Raw genomic sequence first — 17,744 nt, forward strand, 5'->3', positions numbered from 1 at the left:
GAGGCAAAAATCATTCAACGATCATTTCTGGATGTTCTACGATTTCCTTGCCAAGGATACTCCATTTGCTCTTTCCAGATTTTCTGACGGGGAGTTATTTATCATGCAAGGGATTGAGGTGAAGCTTGACGATGCGGGAGCTGTCATTGGAAGCCAAAAAATCCACAGTTCTTCTTATAAGAGAGCTGACCATAAACATTTTCATCCTCAGCAGCATGTTAGATATCAAAAGCTTCTGATCAAAGCTTTTCAGTATAAAAAGAGAAATTACTACAAAGGTGTTAGCTGTCGGTGTTGTGTAGGGCAAGATAACTTTGACTGGCAAATACTATTGCATGGAGGTGATGATGAATCACTGACGTGGGCGAATATTTGGATCAATGCTAACTACAGCAAATTTATTAAATTTGTGCTACCTCTGCTTTACTCCAAAAAGGTAGTCTTTGTAGGGCATGAACATGCTGATTTATCGAAGCTGCCGTTCATCGTCCGTGACTTCAGAGTTGGATACAATGCTATGGTTAATGACTATGATAAAATCGCAGTCATTGAATCGTGGATAGAAAACCACTCAATACGAAATCATGTTTTTATTTTCAGTGCGTCGAGTTTTAGTAACTTAGCTATTCACCGGCTGTATGCGAAATATGAAGGTAACACATACATCGATATAGGAACTTGCCTGTCGCCTCTAATCAACATGCCTGATGACAGGGATTACCTCAAGAAATTTTGGTCATATCAGAATCTCGGAGATGTCGTAAAGCAATGCATTTGGTAACAGATCCTTCTTTTTGCCTTGTTGCGTGTGAAGAAAGGTACTGGGATTTTGTGAGAAAACTCAGAAATGATTCCAGGGTCTCTCAATCTTTCATCGAAAGTGTACTGATCACCCCTGAAATGCAGATTCGGTATATGAGAGAAAACTCTGATTTTTATCGAATATGTCTTTTTAATGGTCAGCCTGTTGGATACGTTGGTGTCCTGAATGATGACTTACGCATTTGCACTCATCCAGATTTTCAAGGAATGGGCGTAGGTACCTTTATGTTGAGTGAAATTTTGAAGCTTTTTCCGCAAGCAACAGCAAAGGTTAAAGCTGACAACAAGCCTAGTCTCAAACTGCTGCAAAAAGCCGGATTTCAAATCAAGTATTATTTACTGGAGAGATAACATTGAATAGAGCCTTTGAATAGCTAGGTCGAGAACTTTGTTTGAAGTCAGCAACTTTCATTTTGAGTGGTTAAACGAACTGGTAAAGTCTGGGAGCTAAGTAGTAAATGTATGACTCTTCAATTTCAGTAATCTTAAATGGATATCGCAGACCAGAAAAGCTTAAACAGCAGTACGAAGCTATTCAGTCGCAAACGGTCTCACCGTCTGATGTTTTCCTCTGGTACAACGAATTTACGAAATATGGCAAAGTCGCCAAACCTATTCTGAACCAATTTCGATACTCACTATCTAGTCACAACTTTGGTGTTTGGTCGCGTTTTGCATATGCCTTAAATGCTAAAACAGAGTATGTCTGCGTCTTCGATGACGACACCATTCCAGGTAAAAAGTGGTTTGAAAATTGCCTAGAGACCCTAAAAACGCATGAAGGTTTACTGGGAACTGTTGGGCTAATATACGGCGGTAGCCCATCGTACATGGACCATATACGTTATGGTTGGCCCAACCCAAACGAATCTGTAATTGAAGTTGATATTGTTGGTCATGCTTGGTTTTTTAAACGTGAGTGGCTATCTACATTTTGGCGAGAACTCCCTCCTGTTGAAGGTCATGATTTTATGGGAGAAGACATGCACTTCTCCTATGCACTTCAAAAATACTTGGGAATTTCAACCTATGTCCCTCCTCATCCGGTGGATAATCCGGAGCTTTGGGGCAGTTTAAAGGGATATGAATTTGGTGTGGATAAAGTTGCAATTTCAACAGACGGCAATATCACGAAGTGGGATCTGCCTTTTAATCGATTGCGACAAAAAGGATGGAAGCTAATTGCTGAACGCTCTAGACAGTTGCAAACTCACTCCTCCTTCCCCCAATACCCCCAAAAGTTAAGTTCTGAGGACAGACAACTCCAATCTCAAAACATCTTGTTGCTCACCAATCTTTATCCACCCCAAGAACTGGGGGGGTATGGTCGATCGCTCGCGGATTTTGCTGCTGGGTTGCAAGCCCGTGGTCACAAAATACATGTTCTAACCAGCGATGCACCTTACCTGGGTTGCACACCAGATCGAGAAGATGGCATTGATCGCCGCTTGCAACTGTGGGGAACCTACGAAGGTCAAACCCAAGAGTTTCAGGATCCTAACCAAATCAATGCGATCGTGGCCCATAACGATCGCGTCCTGCGCGGGGTTTTGGCACAAGTTCAACCCGATCTTTGCTTGGTTGGTAATATCTCATTCCTCGGCCCGGCGATTTTTGGGCCTTTGCTAGAACAACAAATTCCGACAATTCATCACCTGGGTTTTGCCCAGGTTCCTTACCCACCAACCCTTGCTCCCCAGCACCCGCTCTATCACTTGGCCACCGCTAGCGAGGCCGTGGCTCAGGCGGTGCGAGATTCAGGGTTAACGCAACTGGAAACGTCAACGATTTATCCCGGCGCTCTGGTACGGCAATTTAGCCGTCCCACGCTGCCCCAGCGGGACAAACTCCGGATTTTGTACGCTGGGTTGGTGATTCAAAGCAAGGGGCCCCACACCCTGCTGGAGGCCCTGACCGTGCTGCAACAGCAGCAGATGGATTTTGAATGCACGATCGCAGGTAATGCAATTCATGCGGATTATTTGGCGGCCCTGCAACAGTACCTGCAACAAACAGGGTTAGTCCATCGAGTGCGCCTGGTTGGCCATTTGGATCGATCGCAACTGGCTGACTGTTTTGCTCAGCACAATGTCTTTGTGTTCCCTTCGATTCAGCCGGAAGCTTTCGGGATTGTACAGGTTGAAGCAATGGCGGCCGGGCTAACGGTCTTGAGCACAGGGGTGGGCGGGGCTTCAGAGGTGATTGAATCCGGCGTGAGTGGCTTGTTATTCCCGGCCGGCGATCCGATCGCCCTGGCTCAGGCTCTGATCAGTTTGCCGCAGGATGCAGAACGTTGGGCGCGCCTGGCCGCCACAGGACAAGCAGCAGCCTTTGCCAAATTTGACATTGAGCGATCGATTGACCAACTCGAACTAAAATTCGAGGAGCTATTGCGCCGAAAAGCCGAACTCAGCAGCCCTATGGCCCTTTCCATTCCCACCTCCCCTGCCACCGATCCCTACACCCAGTGGCTGTGCGATCGCATCACAAACGTTGCGCGGGTGTATGGACTTGACCCCAACGATCAAAGCACGATTAACCTCCTGCGGGAGCTACGCCGCCAGACTGCCGAGCTTTGGAAGGCTGCGCCAGCGGAGCAACTCCCAGATCTTTACCAAGGCTCTGTGGGCCAAGCCTATCGCGCCTTGCTGCACAGCGGCTTCCAATCCCAGCCCCTCACGGGTGAAGAAGCCAATTACCTTCAAGCTCTCACTAATCAAGTGAGTCAGTATACCGTTCAACATCCGGTTGGCTTGCAAGCGTTCTTGGGGGTGATGCTGTATCTCCCCGCGGGCAAGATGAAGGTTGATCAGGCCCCAGTGAAGCTTCCGGCTTGGCTGCTGTCGGATTATCAATCGGTTTTTGAGCCGCCTGGAACTGTAGAGCCGACCAGTGCTCCACAGCCGATCGCCCCGCCAACCTCAGCAACCGCGCCCCTTCATCAGGACATGACCTTCCTGAATCGGTTGTTAGGCTGTGCCAATCTTTACTACATCGACCCCGAAGAAACCTCGATCGCAGAAGAACTGCGGCTGATCCGTCAGCAGGTGGGGCAAATTTGGGCGCAAACGCCCCTTGAGCAACTGGAGTCTCTTTACAAGAGTGAATTTGGTCGCCGCTACTTAGCTCTGCTGGACAGTGGCTATCAAAACTATCCCTTGCGCCCGGAAGAGGAGTCCGTTGTTCAGGAGTTGACGGGACTGATCAGTCAGGGAATCGATCGCTACCCGGGGCTGAATGCGCTGTTGGCCATCATGATGTATCTGCCACCGGGCAAAATGCAGGTACGGGACGCAGCCAATCGCTTACCGGCTTGGTTGCTGCCGGACTATCAGCGGATTTTTGAAGCAGGTCAAGCGACGACTGCTCCCTTAGTGCCGTCACCGCAACCAACTGTCCCCACGGCCGCTCCGACTGCTGCTGCTCCACCCGCCGTGAGCCAGCCCCCCAACTTGGCGGAGGACATGGTGTTTCTGAACCGCTTCTTGGGCTGCTCCAATCTCTACGAAATCGACCCGGAAGATGGGGAAACGGTGGCGGAACTGCGCCAATTGCGACAACGGGTGGCTGAGTTTTGGCTGACGGTTCCCCCGTCTCAACTAGAGGCTGTGTTCAACAGTGAACTGGGCCGCCGTTATGGCATGTATCTGAAATCAGGATTCCAACGGGAGCCGTTGACGGATGGGGAGCGGGAACTGCTGGTGAAGCTGGCGGAAACAGCAGCGCGTGGTTTCGAGCAGCCCGGTGGTTTGAATGCGTTCTTGGGCGCAATGATGTACTACGCGCCGGGACAAATGCAGGTGAAGGATGCGGCAACCCGTTTGCCCGGTTGGCTGTTCCCGCTGTACGCGGCGGTGTTTGAGTCAGAGGCTCAAAAAAAAATGACATCCTAGGGAACGCTGAGGCTGGCAGTCCTCAATTACCTCAGTTAACGGAGGTGGCTGGCTCCGAATCGGGGGCCAACGATCGGGCAGAGTCTGCTACACCGTCAGCCCCAGACCCCAATGCTGGGCTAATAAATGCTGAGGGTCGGTTTTGCCACTGGCGCGATCGCCCCTGGGACTCAGTGCGCCCCATCCAAACCTCCTTCCTGACGGGTAGCGACGCGGTGGCGATCGAGATGGCCGCTCGCAGCTACAGCTATCGGGGCATTCAGACCATCAAAAATCCTTTTGATTGGGCGCTCTATTCCTTGCTGCTCTGGGAACTGAAGCCGCGCACCATTTTTGAAATTGGCTCCTTTGCCGGGGGAAGCGCTCTCTGGTTGGGAGATCACCTGAATAATTTTGGAATTGATGGGCATATCTACTCGATCGACATCAACCCGGTGACCGATGTGAGCCATCCAAAGGTGACCTTTTTGGCAGGGGATGGTCGAGACTTGGGGCAAACCCTTTCGCCAGACTGGTTGGCCAGCCTACCGCGCCCTTGGTTAGTGATTGAGGATGCGGATCACTCCTACGGAACAACTATTGCGGTGTTGGAGTTTTTCCACGGCTGGCTGGAGCAGGGTGATTATGTGATTGTGGAAGATAGCCTCAGTGCCGGGAAACCACTGCAAGCCTTGGAAGAATTCTTGATGGTTTGCGGGGATGAATATGAGATTGACACCTATTTCTGTGACTTCTATGAACGGAATATGACCTGGTGTCTCAACGGTTTCCTCCGCAAACGGACGACCGCTGGGGCGATCGCCCCTTCATTCCCGCCGCGCGAACTGGGAGAGCCGGGATTGCCAGAATGGGACGAGTTTTGGTTGAACTGGATAGATAGCTGCTTGGATCTTTACGAGCGATCGCCTGAACATCGGGGGGCCTTGGCAGAACTCAGTAATGCTCGCTCTCGCTATGCCCATTACTGGAAGGAAGCGCCGATCGAAGACTTGCCGGTGATCTGGCAAAGCACCAGCGGACAAATTTATCAGCGGCTGGTGGCGAGTCGGTTTGGACAGCGGCCCATCCTGCCAACCGATCTCGATTTTCTGCTGACTTTTGTGGAATATTGCAGTGGTTTGCCGGAACCCGAATCGGCCATCCGGACGGCATTGGTGGCCATCGCCTATCCAATTCCAGCGGTCGATCGCTCAGTGTGGGAGCGAATCTATCCTCAGTTACCTGACTGGTTGGCTCCAGCGGTAACCGCCGCTTTGGAAGCATGGCAGCGGCGTTGAGGATCTACCTCGAAATTGGGGAGCGGGTGTGAGTCAGCAGACGCTAGACGAAATTGAACAGCAAGCGCAAGCGGCCTTCGAACGGGGAGATTGGATTGCGGCGATCGCGGCCTGTCGGCGGTGGATTGCGGAGGAGCCAGAGCGGCCGGACGGTTACCGGGCGCTGGGGTTGGTGCTGGCGGCTTGTGAGCAGCCGATGGCCGCGATCGCGGCTTGGCAACGGGCGATCGCCCTTGACCCGCAGGATTGCGATCTGTGGGTGCGGTTGGCAAGGCTCCACGGCGACCTGAATCAGGGAGAAGCGGCGATCGCGGCCTATGATCGGGCGATCGACCTTGCGCCCCACCGTCCCGATTTGCACTTGGCTTGGATCCGATCGGCGATCGAGCTGGAGCAAGATAGCTGGGCGATCGAACGGTTGAAGGCACTGTACCTGAGCCATCCCTTGGCTATTGATGAGACGGTGATCCGCGAGCTAGCCGATCGCTGGTTGGCCCTTGATAGCGAGCGATCAATCCTCACTCACATCCTGACCCTGTTGCAGGCAGACCCTCGCCTGTGGCCGTTTTACGGGTTGTTGGGTCATCTCTTGCAAGCGATCGATCGCCCTCGGGAAGCCACGGATTGTTTTAATCGCGCCATTCCCGCCACGGTGGTGCGAGATTTTTCGCCTCACACACCCTTTTGCGAAATCATCGCTGCTGCTCATCCGGCGGTATGCCTGGAGTCGATCACCCTCGCAACCCAGGCCAAGGGAGTAGTTTTGTCGCCACCCCAGACGATCGGCCCCAACGACCATCCCATCTGGCGGGACGATCGAGCCGATGACCTCAATCCCTACCTGGCTTGGGTTACCGGTGGTCGGGCCTGGAGTGACTGGTCTAATACGGTGGTGATGGGCCCCGATGGGCGACTGTTGGATGATCTGTCGGGCCATAGCGCGGCCCTGGTGGCAGCCTCTCAAACCTTGCCACCCTGTGAATCACTATCGGGAACCGTGGCTTTTTTGCCGATCGCGGGGGGAACCAATTATTTTCACTGGATGATCGATTTCCTGCCGCGCTTTGAACTGCTACGGTGCAGTGCCAAGGGGCTGACGGAAATTGACTGGTTTGTGGTGTTTAGCCGATCGCTGGCTCCCTTCCAGCGGGAAACGCTTGATTGGCTGGGCATTCCCGCTGACAAAACGATCGAAAGTACCTGGCAACCGCATCTTACGGCCGATCGCCTGGTGGTTCCCTCGATCGCCTGTCGCTACGGTAATTGGAAGCCACCGCATTCGGGCTGTCAGTTTTTGCGCGATCAATTCGCTGGGCTAGGGGAGAGAGCGACCCCGAATTGGGGGAGTGAGCGACTCTACATCAGTCGTCGGGATGCCAACTATCGCCGCGTGGCCAACGAGGAAGCCCTATTGGCTGTCCTAGAACCCCTCGGGTTTCAAACCGTTATCCTCAGTTGCCTATCCTTGGCAGACCAAATCGCGCTGTTTCAGCGGGCTAAGGTGATTGTTGCGCCCCACGGGGCTGGGTTGGTTAACCTTGTGTTCTGTGCGCCCGAAACTCGCGTGATTGAGTTATTTTCGCCCAAATCCGTCCCGGGTTTGTTTTGGGTGATTAGCCATTACATGCATCTGCATTACGGTTATTTGCTGGGGGCAGACCCGGAGGGGCTGGGGTTGTCGATCGAACAATCCCGGGCCGTTGCCAATCACGAAGATATTTGGGTAGAGGTGGCGGACTTGGTGCAACTGCTCGATCGCTTGGGTGCGTTGACCTGAGCGATCAAAAGCGATCCAAGCGAATCCGCATAGGTCAACCGTGATCAACTTGGAACCGCTCCAGAAAACCGTTATTCTCGACTCGATCGCCCCCCAAACCCTCAACCAGCCCGCAACTCCGATGGCCGACAATTCCCAGCCGCGTACCTACCACCAATGGTCGATCGCGAACCGGCCCACCGCCGCCGACCTCGATCGCATGGCCACCACGGCGCGGCAAGGATTCCGCTACCGGCCGACCATCAGCATTGTGATGCCCACCTACAACACACCGGAGCAACTGCTGATTGAGGCGATCGAGTCGGTGTTGGCCCAGGTCTATCCCGATTGGGAATTGTGTATTGCGGACGATTGCTCCACCGCGCCCCACATGCGGCCGCTGCTTGAGCAATATCAACAGCGCGATCCGCGAATTAAAGTCGCCTTCCGCACTGAAAACGGTCATATTTCCCGTGCTTCCAACTCCGCCCTGGAGATTGCAACGGGTGAATATGTTGCCCTGCTGGATCATGACGATTTGCTTACGCCGGATGCCCTGTTTGAAGTGGCCTCGCTGCTGCAACTGCATCCCGATGCGGACATGATCTACACCGACGAAGACAAAATCGATGAAAAGGGGATTTTGTCGGAACCGACCTGTAAGCCGGCCTGGTGTCCCGACTCGTTTTTGACGCGGATGTATATCTGCCACTTGACCGTTTACCGGCGATCGATTTTGACCCAGGTGAGTGGGTTTCGGGCAGGGTTTGAGGGCAGCCAAGACTATGACTTAGCCCTGCGATTTACGGAGCAGACCGATCGGGTCTATCACATTCCTCGGGTGCTCTATCACTGGCGGATTCACTCCGGATCGGCGGCGGGTTCAACCGAAGCCAAGCCCTATGCCTATGAGGCGGCGAAAAAGGCCTTGCGGGAGGCGATCGAGCGGCGTGGGGAACCGGGGCAAGTGGAAACCATCGCCAAACGACCGGGCCACTACCGAATGCGCTACCAAATCGCCGAGCGCAAATTGGTTTCCCTGCTGATTTTTGTGGGCGATCGCCCCGCCGACCTCGATCGCTGCCTTAACGGAATTGTTCGCCACACGGACTATGGCCCCTATGAGGTGCTGGCCGTGTTGGGAACCACCCAACCGGAGCCGGGGCTTTTGCAGGTGTTGCAACGGTGGCAAACCCAGTTGGGAACCGATCGACTGCGGGTCGTACCCTGTGAGGATTTCAATTGGGCTGCTGCTGCCAATCACGCGGCGCAACAGGCCCGGGGCGATTATCTGGTGTTTTGGGAAGATGGCATGGAGCCGATGGGAACCGCTTGGTTAACCCGTCTGGTGGAACAGGTTCAGCGATCGCGCATTGGTGTAGCTGGCCCCATGGTGCTGGATCCAGAGCAGCAAATTGAACAGGCGGGCCTGACCTTGGGCCTCAATCCCGAGGGGCTTTGTCTCTATCAGGGTTTGGATACCAAGGTCTCTAACTACGCCAACCTAGCCCACATAGACCTGGCCAATAATGTTTCGGCCTTGCGCTGGACGGGGATGTGTTGCCGCCGATCGACCTGGGCGCGGGTGGGTGGTGTGGATCCGCGTTTGGGCATTTTTGCGGCGGATTTGGATTTCTGTTTGAAGTTGCGATCGGCCGGCTATCGCCATATCTTTGTGCCCGAATCGCGCCTGCGCCAGCACCACCCCCTGGCTTGGCAACATCAGCTCACGGATCCGGAAACCCAGCGCCAGGCGGCATTGCGGGTTTTGGAAACCAAGTGGGATCTCCAGTTGCGCTATGACCTTTGCTATAGTCCCGCCCTGGCCGGGTTGCTCGATCGCCCGGGATTTCGCCGGGACTACGAACGGTTGCAAGCCCAAACCATCCATAGCCAACAGCCCCTCGTCACGATCGCCATTCCCACCTATAACGGACGGCGCTATGTTGATGAAGCCCTGGCCAGTGCGCTCCAGCAGAGCTATCCCCACTTGGAAGTGTTTGTCAGTGACGATGGTTCCACCGATGGGACGATCGAGCAACTGCAAGCCGCAGCGGCTCAGGATCCCCAACGGATTCAACTGGTGGCGGGGCCGCAGGCGGGCATGGTGGCCAACTGGAACCACTGTGCGGAATTTGCGCGGGGCAAATATCTGAAGTTTTTGCACCAGGATGATTTGCTCGATCGTGACTGTCTGAAGGCCATGGTGGCCTTGGCGGAAAGCGATCCGGAAATTGCCCTGGTGTTTGCCCCCCGGCGCTTGTTGCTGGATCCGTCGGCGGCCCAGGATCCCGCTTCCCAACGGTTGGCGGCCGGCAGTGAAAACTTGCACCATGGTTGGTCGCACTTGCAGGCGGTGCAACCGGGGGTAGACCTACTGCGAGATCCGCGCTTGCTGCTGGCTCCCACGGATCCGACCAAGCTGGACAAGCTGAAAAAGCTGTTTCAGGATCCGGTGGATCCCGTGGAAAAGGTGGGGCAAATCAACAAAATTGGCGAACCGAGCGCGGTGTTGGTGCGTACCGATGCTCTGTTGGCCGTGGGTGGTTTTGATCCGGCCCTGAAGCAATTGGTGGATTTGGATCTTTGGTTGCGGCTGTTGGCCAAGTACAAGGTGGGCTTTATTGCGCGCCCCCTGTCCAGTCGGCGGATCCATGCCCAGCAGGTGACCCAGCTCAATTCAGCGGAGAAAGAGTTGGAAACCGATGCTCGCCGGTTTTATCACAAGCTGGTGGCGGCTCCCTGGTTTGATCAGCTCCATTCCCGATCGCAACAAATTGCTCAGGCAATGACCAAGCACATGGATCGGCTGCTGAAATCCGAGCGGCCGCGCCTGGCTCCAGTTCCGGCGGGAACGGAGCGGCCCCTGTGGTCGGTGATGTTGCCGGTTTATAACCCCGATCCGCAGCAATTGGCCTTGGCGCTGCAAAGCGTGTTGGATCAGGCCCTGCCGGCTGATCGAATGCAAATCGAAGTGTTGGACGATGCGTCCGATCGGGTGGATGTGCCGGCGATCGTGCAGCGGGTGGCGGGCGATCGGGTGCTGTATACCCGTCAGCCAAACAATCGAGGACTGCTAGGCAATTGGCAGGATTGTTTGAGTCGATCGTCTGGCCAGTGGGTGTTGTTGTTGCACCAGGATGATGGGTTGCTGCCGGGATTTGTGGAGCGGATGACCCGGGCGATCGAGCAGGCGGGCGATCAGGTGGGCATGGTGCTCTGTCGGCATCACCACATCGATCACCAGGGGCGAATTGTTTGGACTTCTGAACTGGAACGGGAAACGGCCGGGCCGGTGAGTGATTGGGTCGATCGGATTGCCCAGCGCCAACGGGTGCAATTTTCCGCCATGGTGGTGCGCCGCGCGGCCTATGAGGAATTGGGAGGGTTTGACCCGGCGGCGGCTTCGGCGGCCGATTGGGAAATGTGGCAGCGCCTAGCCAGTCGCTGGGGTCTGTGGTTTGAGCCAGAACCCTTGGCGGTGTTTCGGCGGCATGACGGTTCCACCACCTCCAAACTCACCCGCACTGGGGCCAACATTGCCGACACTCGTCGCGCCATTGACCTGGCCCGAGCCTATCTCCCGACCGATCGGCGCGATCGCCTGGCTCGCCGTGCCTTGCAGTACTATGCCCAATACGCGATCGGGGTGGCCCAAGACAGCCTGAAGCGGGCCGACTGGGAAACGGCGATCGCGCAACTGCGGGAAGCGCTTCGGTGTGAGGATTCGATCGAAACCCGATCGGCCGTCATTGACTGTCTGTTGCAAACGGCTCCCGCGGCCCCGGACTCACCTGCTCCGGTGGATCCGGCCCCGATCGCCCCCTTGACCACAACTGCCACAACTGCCACAACCGAGGAGACCCAAGCCCTAGTTCGGGACATTACCCCTCTGGCTTCCATGGTGGTGCTGTTTGTGCCCTTGGTGAACGAGGTGAAACAGGCCGTGGCCGCCTATCGTCAGCATTCCACCGATCCCAAGGTGATTGAACGGTTGCGGAATGCCCGTCGCCAATTGGCGGAACAATGGTTGCGAATTCCGTTCGATCGCCTCGATGAGGCCTACCTGGCCCGGTTGGGTCAAGCGAACAAGGCCCTGGTGGAAACGGACTTGCGCTATGAACCCTGGACCGCTGACGAGCGATCGTTCATTGAACCCCTAATCAGCAGCCTCCAGGGGGGCATCAAAACCCTGAGCCAGCTTCGCAACTTCATCATCCTGATGATGTATTGCCGGGCCTATCAACTGCCCTTGGAATATGGCGCGATTTACTTGCCCCAATGGTTCCTAGAGGCCTATGCCCTCTACATGCAGGAAGCCCCCCTCTATTTTCAAGAGGTGGGCGATGCCGATCGCTTTGCCCAACACATCACCCGTTGGACTAACCAGGTCTATCGCACCAACGAAACGCGCCCTGAAGATGAGGTTTCCCAAAAACTGGCCCGCTGGCTGGCCTATCGCGGCACTTTCACACCTCTGTATTTCACCGCCGACAGCCCAACGGATATCTATCGCAAGCGAGCGTTCCTGATTGCAAAAACCCTGAAGGATCAGGGCGAAGTGGTCGATTATCGGTTTGGGCCCAGGGATCCCCAGCGGCAAAAGCTGCGGGTGGGGATTTTGAAGGATCACTTCACGCCCCAAACGGAAACCTTCACCACCCTGCCCGCCTTTGAATATTTGGATCGATCGCGCTTTGAGATCATTCTCTATAGCGTCTTTGCCACCGGTCATCCCCTGGAGCAATATTGCGCCAGCCGCGCCGATCAGTTTGTGCATTTGCAAGGAAGCTTGGCCCAACAGGCGGCCCGGATGCGGGCCGATGACCTGGATTTGCTGCTGATTGGCACGAACGTCACCATGGTGACCAATCCGATCACGGTGTTGGCGGTGCAGCGCCTGGCCCGAGTGCAGGTGATGTCCACCTCAGCACCGGTCACCACGGGAATGACCCATGTGGATGCCTATATTTCCGGGTCGCTGACGGAGACCACCGATGCCCAAACCCGCTACACGGAAAAGCTGTTGGCGCTTGAGGGGCCGGCCCATGCCTTTAACTATGATGTGTTGCCCCAAACGGCGACGATTCAACCCTCGCGGGCTTCCTGGGGAGCTACGGATCAAACCACGGTTTATATGTCCGGGGCCAATTTCAACAAAATTGTGCCGGAGTTGCGATCGGTCTGGGTGAAACTGCTGGCACAGGTGGCGGATTCGGTGCTGGTGCTCTATCCGTTCAATCCCAATTGGGGGCAAAATTATCCCGCGCAACCGTTCATCGATCGGTTCCGATCGGACTTGGCCGCCGTGGGTGTGGATCCGCAGCGCCTAGTGATTTTGAATCCTTTGCCCACCATGGCCGACATTCGCGAGTGCCTGAAGCTGGGGGATGTTTATTTGGATTCGTTCCCCTTTGCGGGGGTGAATTCCACGGTCGATCCGTTGCTGGTGGGAATGCCGCCCGTGGTGGTGGAAGGGGTGGCGTTCCGATCGCGGATGGCCTCGGCCCTGTTGCAATCGCTGCGAATTCCGGAGCTGATTGCGGCCGATGAGGCGGACTATCTGCAATTGGCGGTGCGGTTGGCTAAAAACCGCGACTGGCGGCAGGCCTTGAGCGATCGCATCCGGCGAGCCATGGCGGCCAACCCGGTTTTCTTTGACAGTCGCCGCTATTCAACACTGATGGGGCTAGCCTTTGAGCAACTGTTTGCCGCTTGGCAACGGGGCGAGCTAGGGGCCCGCTAGGTGATTTGGAAACGGCGATCGCAACCCTGGACTCACAACTGCTCTTGAACCCAGATTCTTGAGCGCCCTTCGTCAATCAACATTCGGGAGCACCTCGTGAAACTGGCTTTTATCATTGACCCGATCGAACGACTGGATCCGACCCACGACACCAGCGTTGCCCTGATGGAAACGGCCCAACTGGCGGGCCACCAGGTTTTCATTACCCAAGCCACGGATCTGAGTGTGCGGGATTCCCAGGCCTGGGCCAAGCTGTTGCCGGTCACCTTGGCCCCCGTGACCCTGGGCGAAGGACGCTGGTTAGCCGTTGAGGACTGGTTCAGCTTGGGCGAAGCGCTGTGGCAGCCTCTGGAGGCCATGGATGCGGTTTTTATGCGCACCGATCCGCCCGTGACCGTGCCCTATCTTTACGCCACCTATTTGCTGGATTATGTCAATCCGGCTAAAACCCTGGTTATCAACCGCCCCAGCGGGATTCGGGCTGCCAATGAGAAAATGTATGCCCTGCAATTCACTTCGGTAATTCCCGAAACGATCGTCACCAGCGATCGGGAAATCATTCGGGCGTTTGTGGAGCGGCGGGGCGCGGCGGTGTTGAAACCCCTGGGCGGCAAAGCGGGCGAGGGCATTTTGTTCCTGGAGCCGGGCGATCGCAACTTCAATTCGCTAGTGGAAATCAGCACCCAGCGGGGTCAAGTGCCGGTGATGGTGCAGCAGTTTTTGCCGGAAGCCAAGGCCGGCGATAAACGGGTGATTTTGTTGAATGGCGAGCCGATCGGGGCGGTGAATCGGGTTCCCACCGGCAGTGAGTTTCGCGGCAACATGGCCGTGGGCGGGGCGGCCGTGAAGGTGGCCGTGACCGATCGCGATCGAGAAATTGCGGCCGCCTTGGCCCCCACCCTCCAGCGCGACGGGTTGATCTTTGTGGGCATTGACGTAATCGGCGGCTACTTAACCGAAGTGAACGTCACCAGCCCCACGGGAATGCGCGAGATCGATCGGCTCGACGGGGTGCGTTTGGGCGATCGGGTTTTGGATTGGTTAGCCCAAAATTCCCCGACCCAGTAAGGCTGCATCGGCCCAACCCCCAGCGAATTAGGGATGCTGGCAGCGATCCCAGCCTTCCAACACCATCAAGCTCTTCACGGCTTCCGCTGTGGCCACCTCCGCGTGGCCCAGCCATTGAAGCCACTGTTGCCGGCCCAGGTTCGGATCGCTCAATTGACGGAGGGTACGTCGATCCCAACGGAAACTTTGCCACCGATCGCCGGGTTCAGGAACCCAACCATCTAAGTCGGAACAGCGCTGAATTTGGCCGCTGACGGGGCCGAGGAGGGAAACATGGTAGGACATGACCAAGAGCAGTGCGGAACTCACACTGGCGAAACAGCTCCCCGAGGCCCGCTTGGGGCCGCGAGGGTGGCCTCGCCTTCGCGCGATCGGGGCCACATCCTCATGCTGCCATGGGTTTCAGGAATCGCCCGCCCTGATCATGACGCTTCCGGTGATCCCGGCCATAACTTCAGATTGGCTTTAGATTTTTTGGATTGGCTCTAGATTTTTTGGCTCTAGATTTTGTGAATGGCAGCGGCCCCAATGGACAGTTGCTGAACTCAAGCGGGAAATTAAAATTCCTGATGCTGAGCACTTGATCCTTGACCGGATCCTTGGCCCAATTGAGCCTTCGCTTTCTGCCAAAGGGCTTCCAAGGTTTCAAGGCTGTACTGTTCCAAGGGGCGATCGCTCAGGGCCTCCATCATTCGCAACCGCTGCACAAATCGCTGATTGGTTCCATGGAGCGCCGCCGAAGGGTCAATGCCCTGCCAGCGTGCCAATTGCACCACCGTGAATAGCAAATCGCCCAATTCCGAAGCTTGGTGTTCCGGGTCGCCTTGGGCGATCGCCCCTTGCAGTTCCGCTAACTCCTCGTGAAATTTCTCCCAAACCCCCTCCAGGCTGTCCCACTCGAAGCCTGCTGCCGCCGCCTTTTCCGACATCTTCAGGGCTGCCATCAAGGGTGGCAAGCGGTTGACATAGCGATCGAGTTTGGCGCTGAGGGGGGGCGGTTGGTCGATCGGCTCCCCCTTTTCCGCAGCCTTAATCTGTTCCCATTGCCGATGCACCGCCGCCGCATCGGTGGCCTCAGCCTCGCCAAATACGTGGGGATGACGACGTACCAACTTATCGGCAATGCCGTTGGCCACCTGCCCCAAATCAAAATCCCCCGCCTCGCTGGCCAGTTGCGCTTGCAACACCACCTGAAGCAATAAATCGCCCAATTCCTCCACCGTTTCTGCGCGATCGCCACTGCGAATTGCGGCCACGGTTTCGTAAGCTTCTTCCAGGATGTAAGGCACGAGGCTTTCGGGCGTTTGTGCCAAATCCCAAGGACAGCCCCGCACCGGATCGCGCAACTGGGCCACCACATCGATCAAACGTTGCAAGGCTGTCAGGATTTCAGACGGGCGATCGAGCGAAGACATAGGCAACCATGCATCTGCTATGCATCGAGGAGAAAACCACTGCCAATCCTAACGGTTACCGCCCCGAAAAATTGCTGGCCGATACACCAATCCTGGGGAAGTCATCCTGTGCTAAGACCTAAACGCCGGGTCTTGAGCATGTATTAAACATGTATTAAACATGCACGAGAATGTGCATTGAATGTGGATTTAATTGAATTTTTCCATTGGAGGTTTTATGGCTCTTGTTTGGTCTGCAAAACGCTGGGCGATCGGTCTCAGTACCCTGACGTTGACGATCACCAGTTCGATCGCCCTAACCATTGAAACTGCCCAAGGAACCACACCCTATGGCCCCGCCGTGGAGCATCCTCAAAATGCGGGTTACCAAGCAGAACAGCGCGGAGATTTTGATACTGCAATCATTAACTATCGCCGGTCTTTGAATGCGGCGGCTGGGTTGTCTGATCCCGTCTTACGTGATTGTGGCGTGGCCGGTGCAGAAGCCAGGTTGCGAGGGGCTGAAGCCGCCAAGATCTATATTCAGCAACATGGGCGTTCTTCCGATCAGTTGAGCCAAGCTCGTGAACGCTCACAAGCCGCATTTCAGAATTATTGGAATGAATTTGATCAACGCCGTCCAGATTTAGTGAATGGCTGTCCCTAAATCTTGATCATCGCAATTCGTCGTAGCAATCTATTGTGGTGACACCCAGTGGGCAGCGATCGGAAAGGGCGGTGATCGCTGACAGGCTAGGTGTCACCCCAAATGCTTTGACTAACACGACTGTTCGTCTCTAGATGCAGCCCTTAAATTCATGCCCTATCCTGGACTGCCCTATCCTGGACTGCCCTATCCTGGATTGCCCTCTGGGTTACTCGCTGCATCACTGCTCATGTCCGGCCCCTTCTTTTGGGATTCAGCATCGCCAGAGTTTTGTAACTGTTTCAAATGAATTTTATTCACCTGAATAATAAAACTTTCAACAGCTTCTTGCAGCTTGATGCGACGTTCCCGAGGCGGTAAATCGCTAAAGCGATAGGCATTCGTTACCCCAAGAATGAACTTCTCTAGCTCGGCTTCCAAAAACTCAACAGCCGTATTGGCAGCCACAGCGTTTTCCTGAAAAGGAAAAGACGTGGAAATACTTGTGACGATCGATGCAACAGCCGGGAACAGCACCGGTAACCACTTGAGCCAAGGAAGGCCAGTTTCTGTTTTATCTAGCAGCACCAAAATCGGTGTCACGCCCGACAACACAATGGTCGCTACCTGAAAGACATAATAAATAATTTGAGACTGACTCCGCATGAGCCGATAGTCAGCAATCAAGTCCTCGCAATATTGAATTGCACGACTGCGCAACAAATTGATTGATGCATCATCAACATCTTCATTGTCTGGATTAAACTGCCCGTAGAGAGATCCCTTAAAACTACTCTCCCGTTCGCGGGCCGCTTGGCGAACTGCCTTGCCAACACTTCGGTTCACCAACAAAAGAAAAACAATGAGACCTGTTGCTGCAAAGCTGGCTGGCAACATATTGGAGTGTGTAATTCCCCAAAGGTTGAAGCCCACAATGCCCACAGCGCTGGTGATTAATAGGGCTTGAATGGTGTCAAGAATCAGATAGACCTTGCGATCGCTTTGCGTTAACTCAGCAGTATTCATGGCTCAAAACTCCAGAGCTAGATTCTTGTGTCCGAATGACAATGCATTTGGATTTGGGGCAATGGCTTCCGAGGTAATGATCAGGCTTAAAACCCAAATAACAGCAATAATTTGCA

Annotated in this window: 11 protein-coding genes; 8 read left to right on the top strand and 3 right to left on the bottom strand. The window is 55.0% G+C overall.

What is annotated here, in order from left to right:
- The first annotated feature begins 31 nt into the window (after window positions 1–31).
- From H6G52_RS00800 to gshB, 7 genes are all read left to right on the top strand, one after another.
- Entirely contained in the window at window positions 32–781 is a 750-nt protein-coding gene (locus H6G52_RS00800; RefSeq protein WP_190525823.1) for a hypothetical protein, read from the top strand.
- Window positions 769–1,173 carry a GNAT family N-acetyltransferase gene (locus H6G52_RS00805; RefSeq protein ID WP_190525825.1) on the top strand — a complete coding sequence of 135 codons (405 nt, stop codon included), beginning with the start codon at window positions 769–771 and terminating at the stop codon, window positions 1,171–1,173. Before H6G52_RS00800 ends, H6G52_RS00805 begins: the two co-directional genes overlap by 13 nt.
- A 929-nt stretch (window positions 1,174–2,102) precedes the next feature.
- The gene (locus H6G52_RS00810) at window positions 2,103–4,715 is read left to right on the top strand and encodes a glycosyltransferase family 4 protein (protein WP_190525826.1); all 2,613 of its coding nucleotides are present in this window, start codon (window positions 2,103–2,105) and stop codon (window positions 4,713–4,715) included.
- A 44-nt stretch (window positions 4,716–4,759) separates the two neighbouring features.
- Complete coding sequence (locus H6G52_RS00815) at window positions 4,760–5,992, top strand: CmcI family methyltransferase (RefSeq protein WP_199312072.1); 1,233 nt, start codon at window positions 4,760–4,762, stop codon at window positions 5,990–5,992.
- 28 nt (window positions 5,993–6,020) lie between these two features.
- The gene (locus tag H6G52_RS00820; protein ID WP_190525829.1) at window positions 6,021–7,769 is read left to right on the top strand and encodes a glycosyltransferase 61 family protein; all 1,749 of its coding nucleotides are present in this window, start codon (window positions 6,021–6,023) and stop codon (window positions 7,767–7,769) included.
- A 40-nt stretch (window positions 7,770–7,809) separates the two neighbouring features.
- Entirely contained in the window at window positions 7,810–13,494 is a 5,685-nt protein-coding gene (locus H6G52_RS00825) for a glycosyltransferase (RefSeq protein ID WP_190525831.1), read from the top strand.
- Window positions 13,495–13,590: 96 nt separating this feature from the next.
- Window positions 13,591–14,562, top strand: coding sequence for a glutathione synthase (gene gshB / locus H6G52_RS00830; RefSeq protein ID WP_190525833.1), 972 nt, complete (start codon window positions 13,591–13,593; stop codon window positions 14,560–14,562).
- 27 nt (window positions 14,563–14,589) lie between these two features.
- Here the strand turns inward: gshB and H6G52_RS00835 are convergent, their stop codons facing one another.
- Entirely contained in the window at window positions 14,590–14,847 is a 258-nt protein-coding gene (locus tag H6G52_RS00835) for a hypothetical protein (protein WP_143473140.1), read from the bottom strand.
- Between the two features lie 272 nt (window positions 14,848–15,119).
- Window positions 15,120–15,977 (bottom strand): nucleoside triphosphate pyrophosphohydrolase, encoded by an 858-nt coding sequence (gene mazG, locus H6G52_RS00840; protein ID WP_190525835.1) that lies wholly within the window; start codon window positions 15,975–15,977, stop codon window positions 15,120–15,122.
- Window positions 15,978–16,194: 217 nt separating this feature from the next.
- Between mazG and H6G52_RS00845 the strand changes: the two genes are divergently transcribed.
- Window positions 16,195–16,623: a hypothetical protein gene (locus H6G52_RS00845; protein WP_190354183.1), complete on the top strand. Its 429-nt coding sequence runs from the start codon at window positions 16,195–16,197 to the stop codon at window positions 16,621–16,623.
- 186 nt (window positions 16,624–16,809) lie between these two features.
- On the opposite strand, the gene H6G52_RS00850 is transcribed toward H6G52_RS00845, so the two are convergent.
- The gene (locus H6G52_RS00850) at window positions 16,810–17,628 is read right to left on the bottom strand and encodes a DUF4231 domain-containing protein (protein ID WP_190525837.1); all 819 of its coding nucleotides are present in this window, start codon (window positions 17,626–17,628) and stop codon (window positions 16,810–16,812) included.
- Window positions 17,629–17,744 lie beyond the last annotated feature (116 nt).

The organism is Limnothrix sp. FACHB-881 (assembly GCF_014698135.1).
In the GTDB taxonomy this organism is placed as follows: Bacteria; Cyanobacteriota; Cyanobacteriia; order CACIAM-69d; family CACIAM-69d; genus CACIAM-69d.

Bases quoted from the DNA above. Each gene is read 5' to 3' on its own strand.
- H6G52_RS00800 (WP_190525823.1), top strand. From the start codon at position 32: ATGTTCTACGATTTCCTTGCCAAGGATACTCCATTTGCTCTTTCCAGA.
- H6G52_RS00805 (WP_190525825.1), top strand. From the start codon at position 769: ATGCATTTGGTAACAGATCCTTCTTTTTGCCTTGTTGCGTGTGAAGAA.
- H6G52_RS00835 (WP_143473140.1), bottom strand. From the start codon at position 14,847: ATGTCCTACCATGTTTCCCTCCTCGGCCCCGTCAGCGGCCAAATTCAG.
- mazG (WP_190525835.1), bottom strand. From the start codon at position 15,977: ATGTCTTCGCTCGATCGCCCGTCTGAAATCCTGACAGCCTTGCAACGT.
- H6G52_RS00845 (WP_190354183.1), top strand. From the start codon at position 16,195: ATGGCTCTTGTTTGGTCTGCAAAACGCTGGGCGATCGGTCTCAGTACC.
- H6G52_RS00850 (WP_190525837.1), bottom strand. From the start codon at position 17,628: ATGAATACTGCTGAGTTAACGCAAAGCGATCGCAAGGTCTATCTGATT.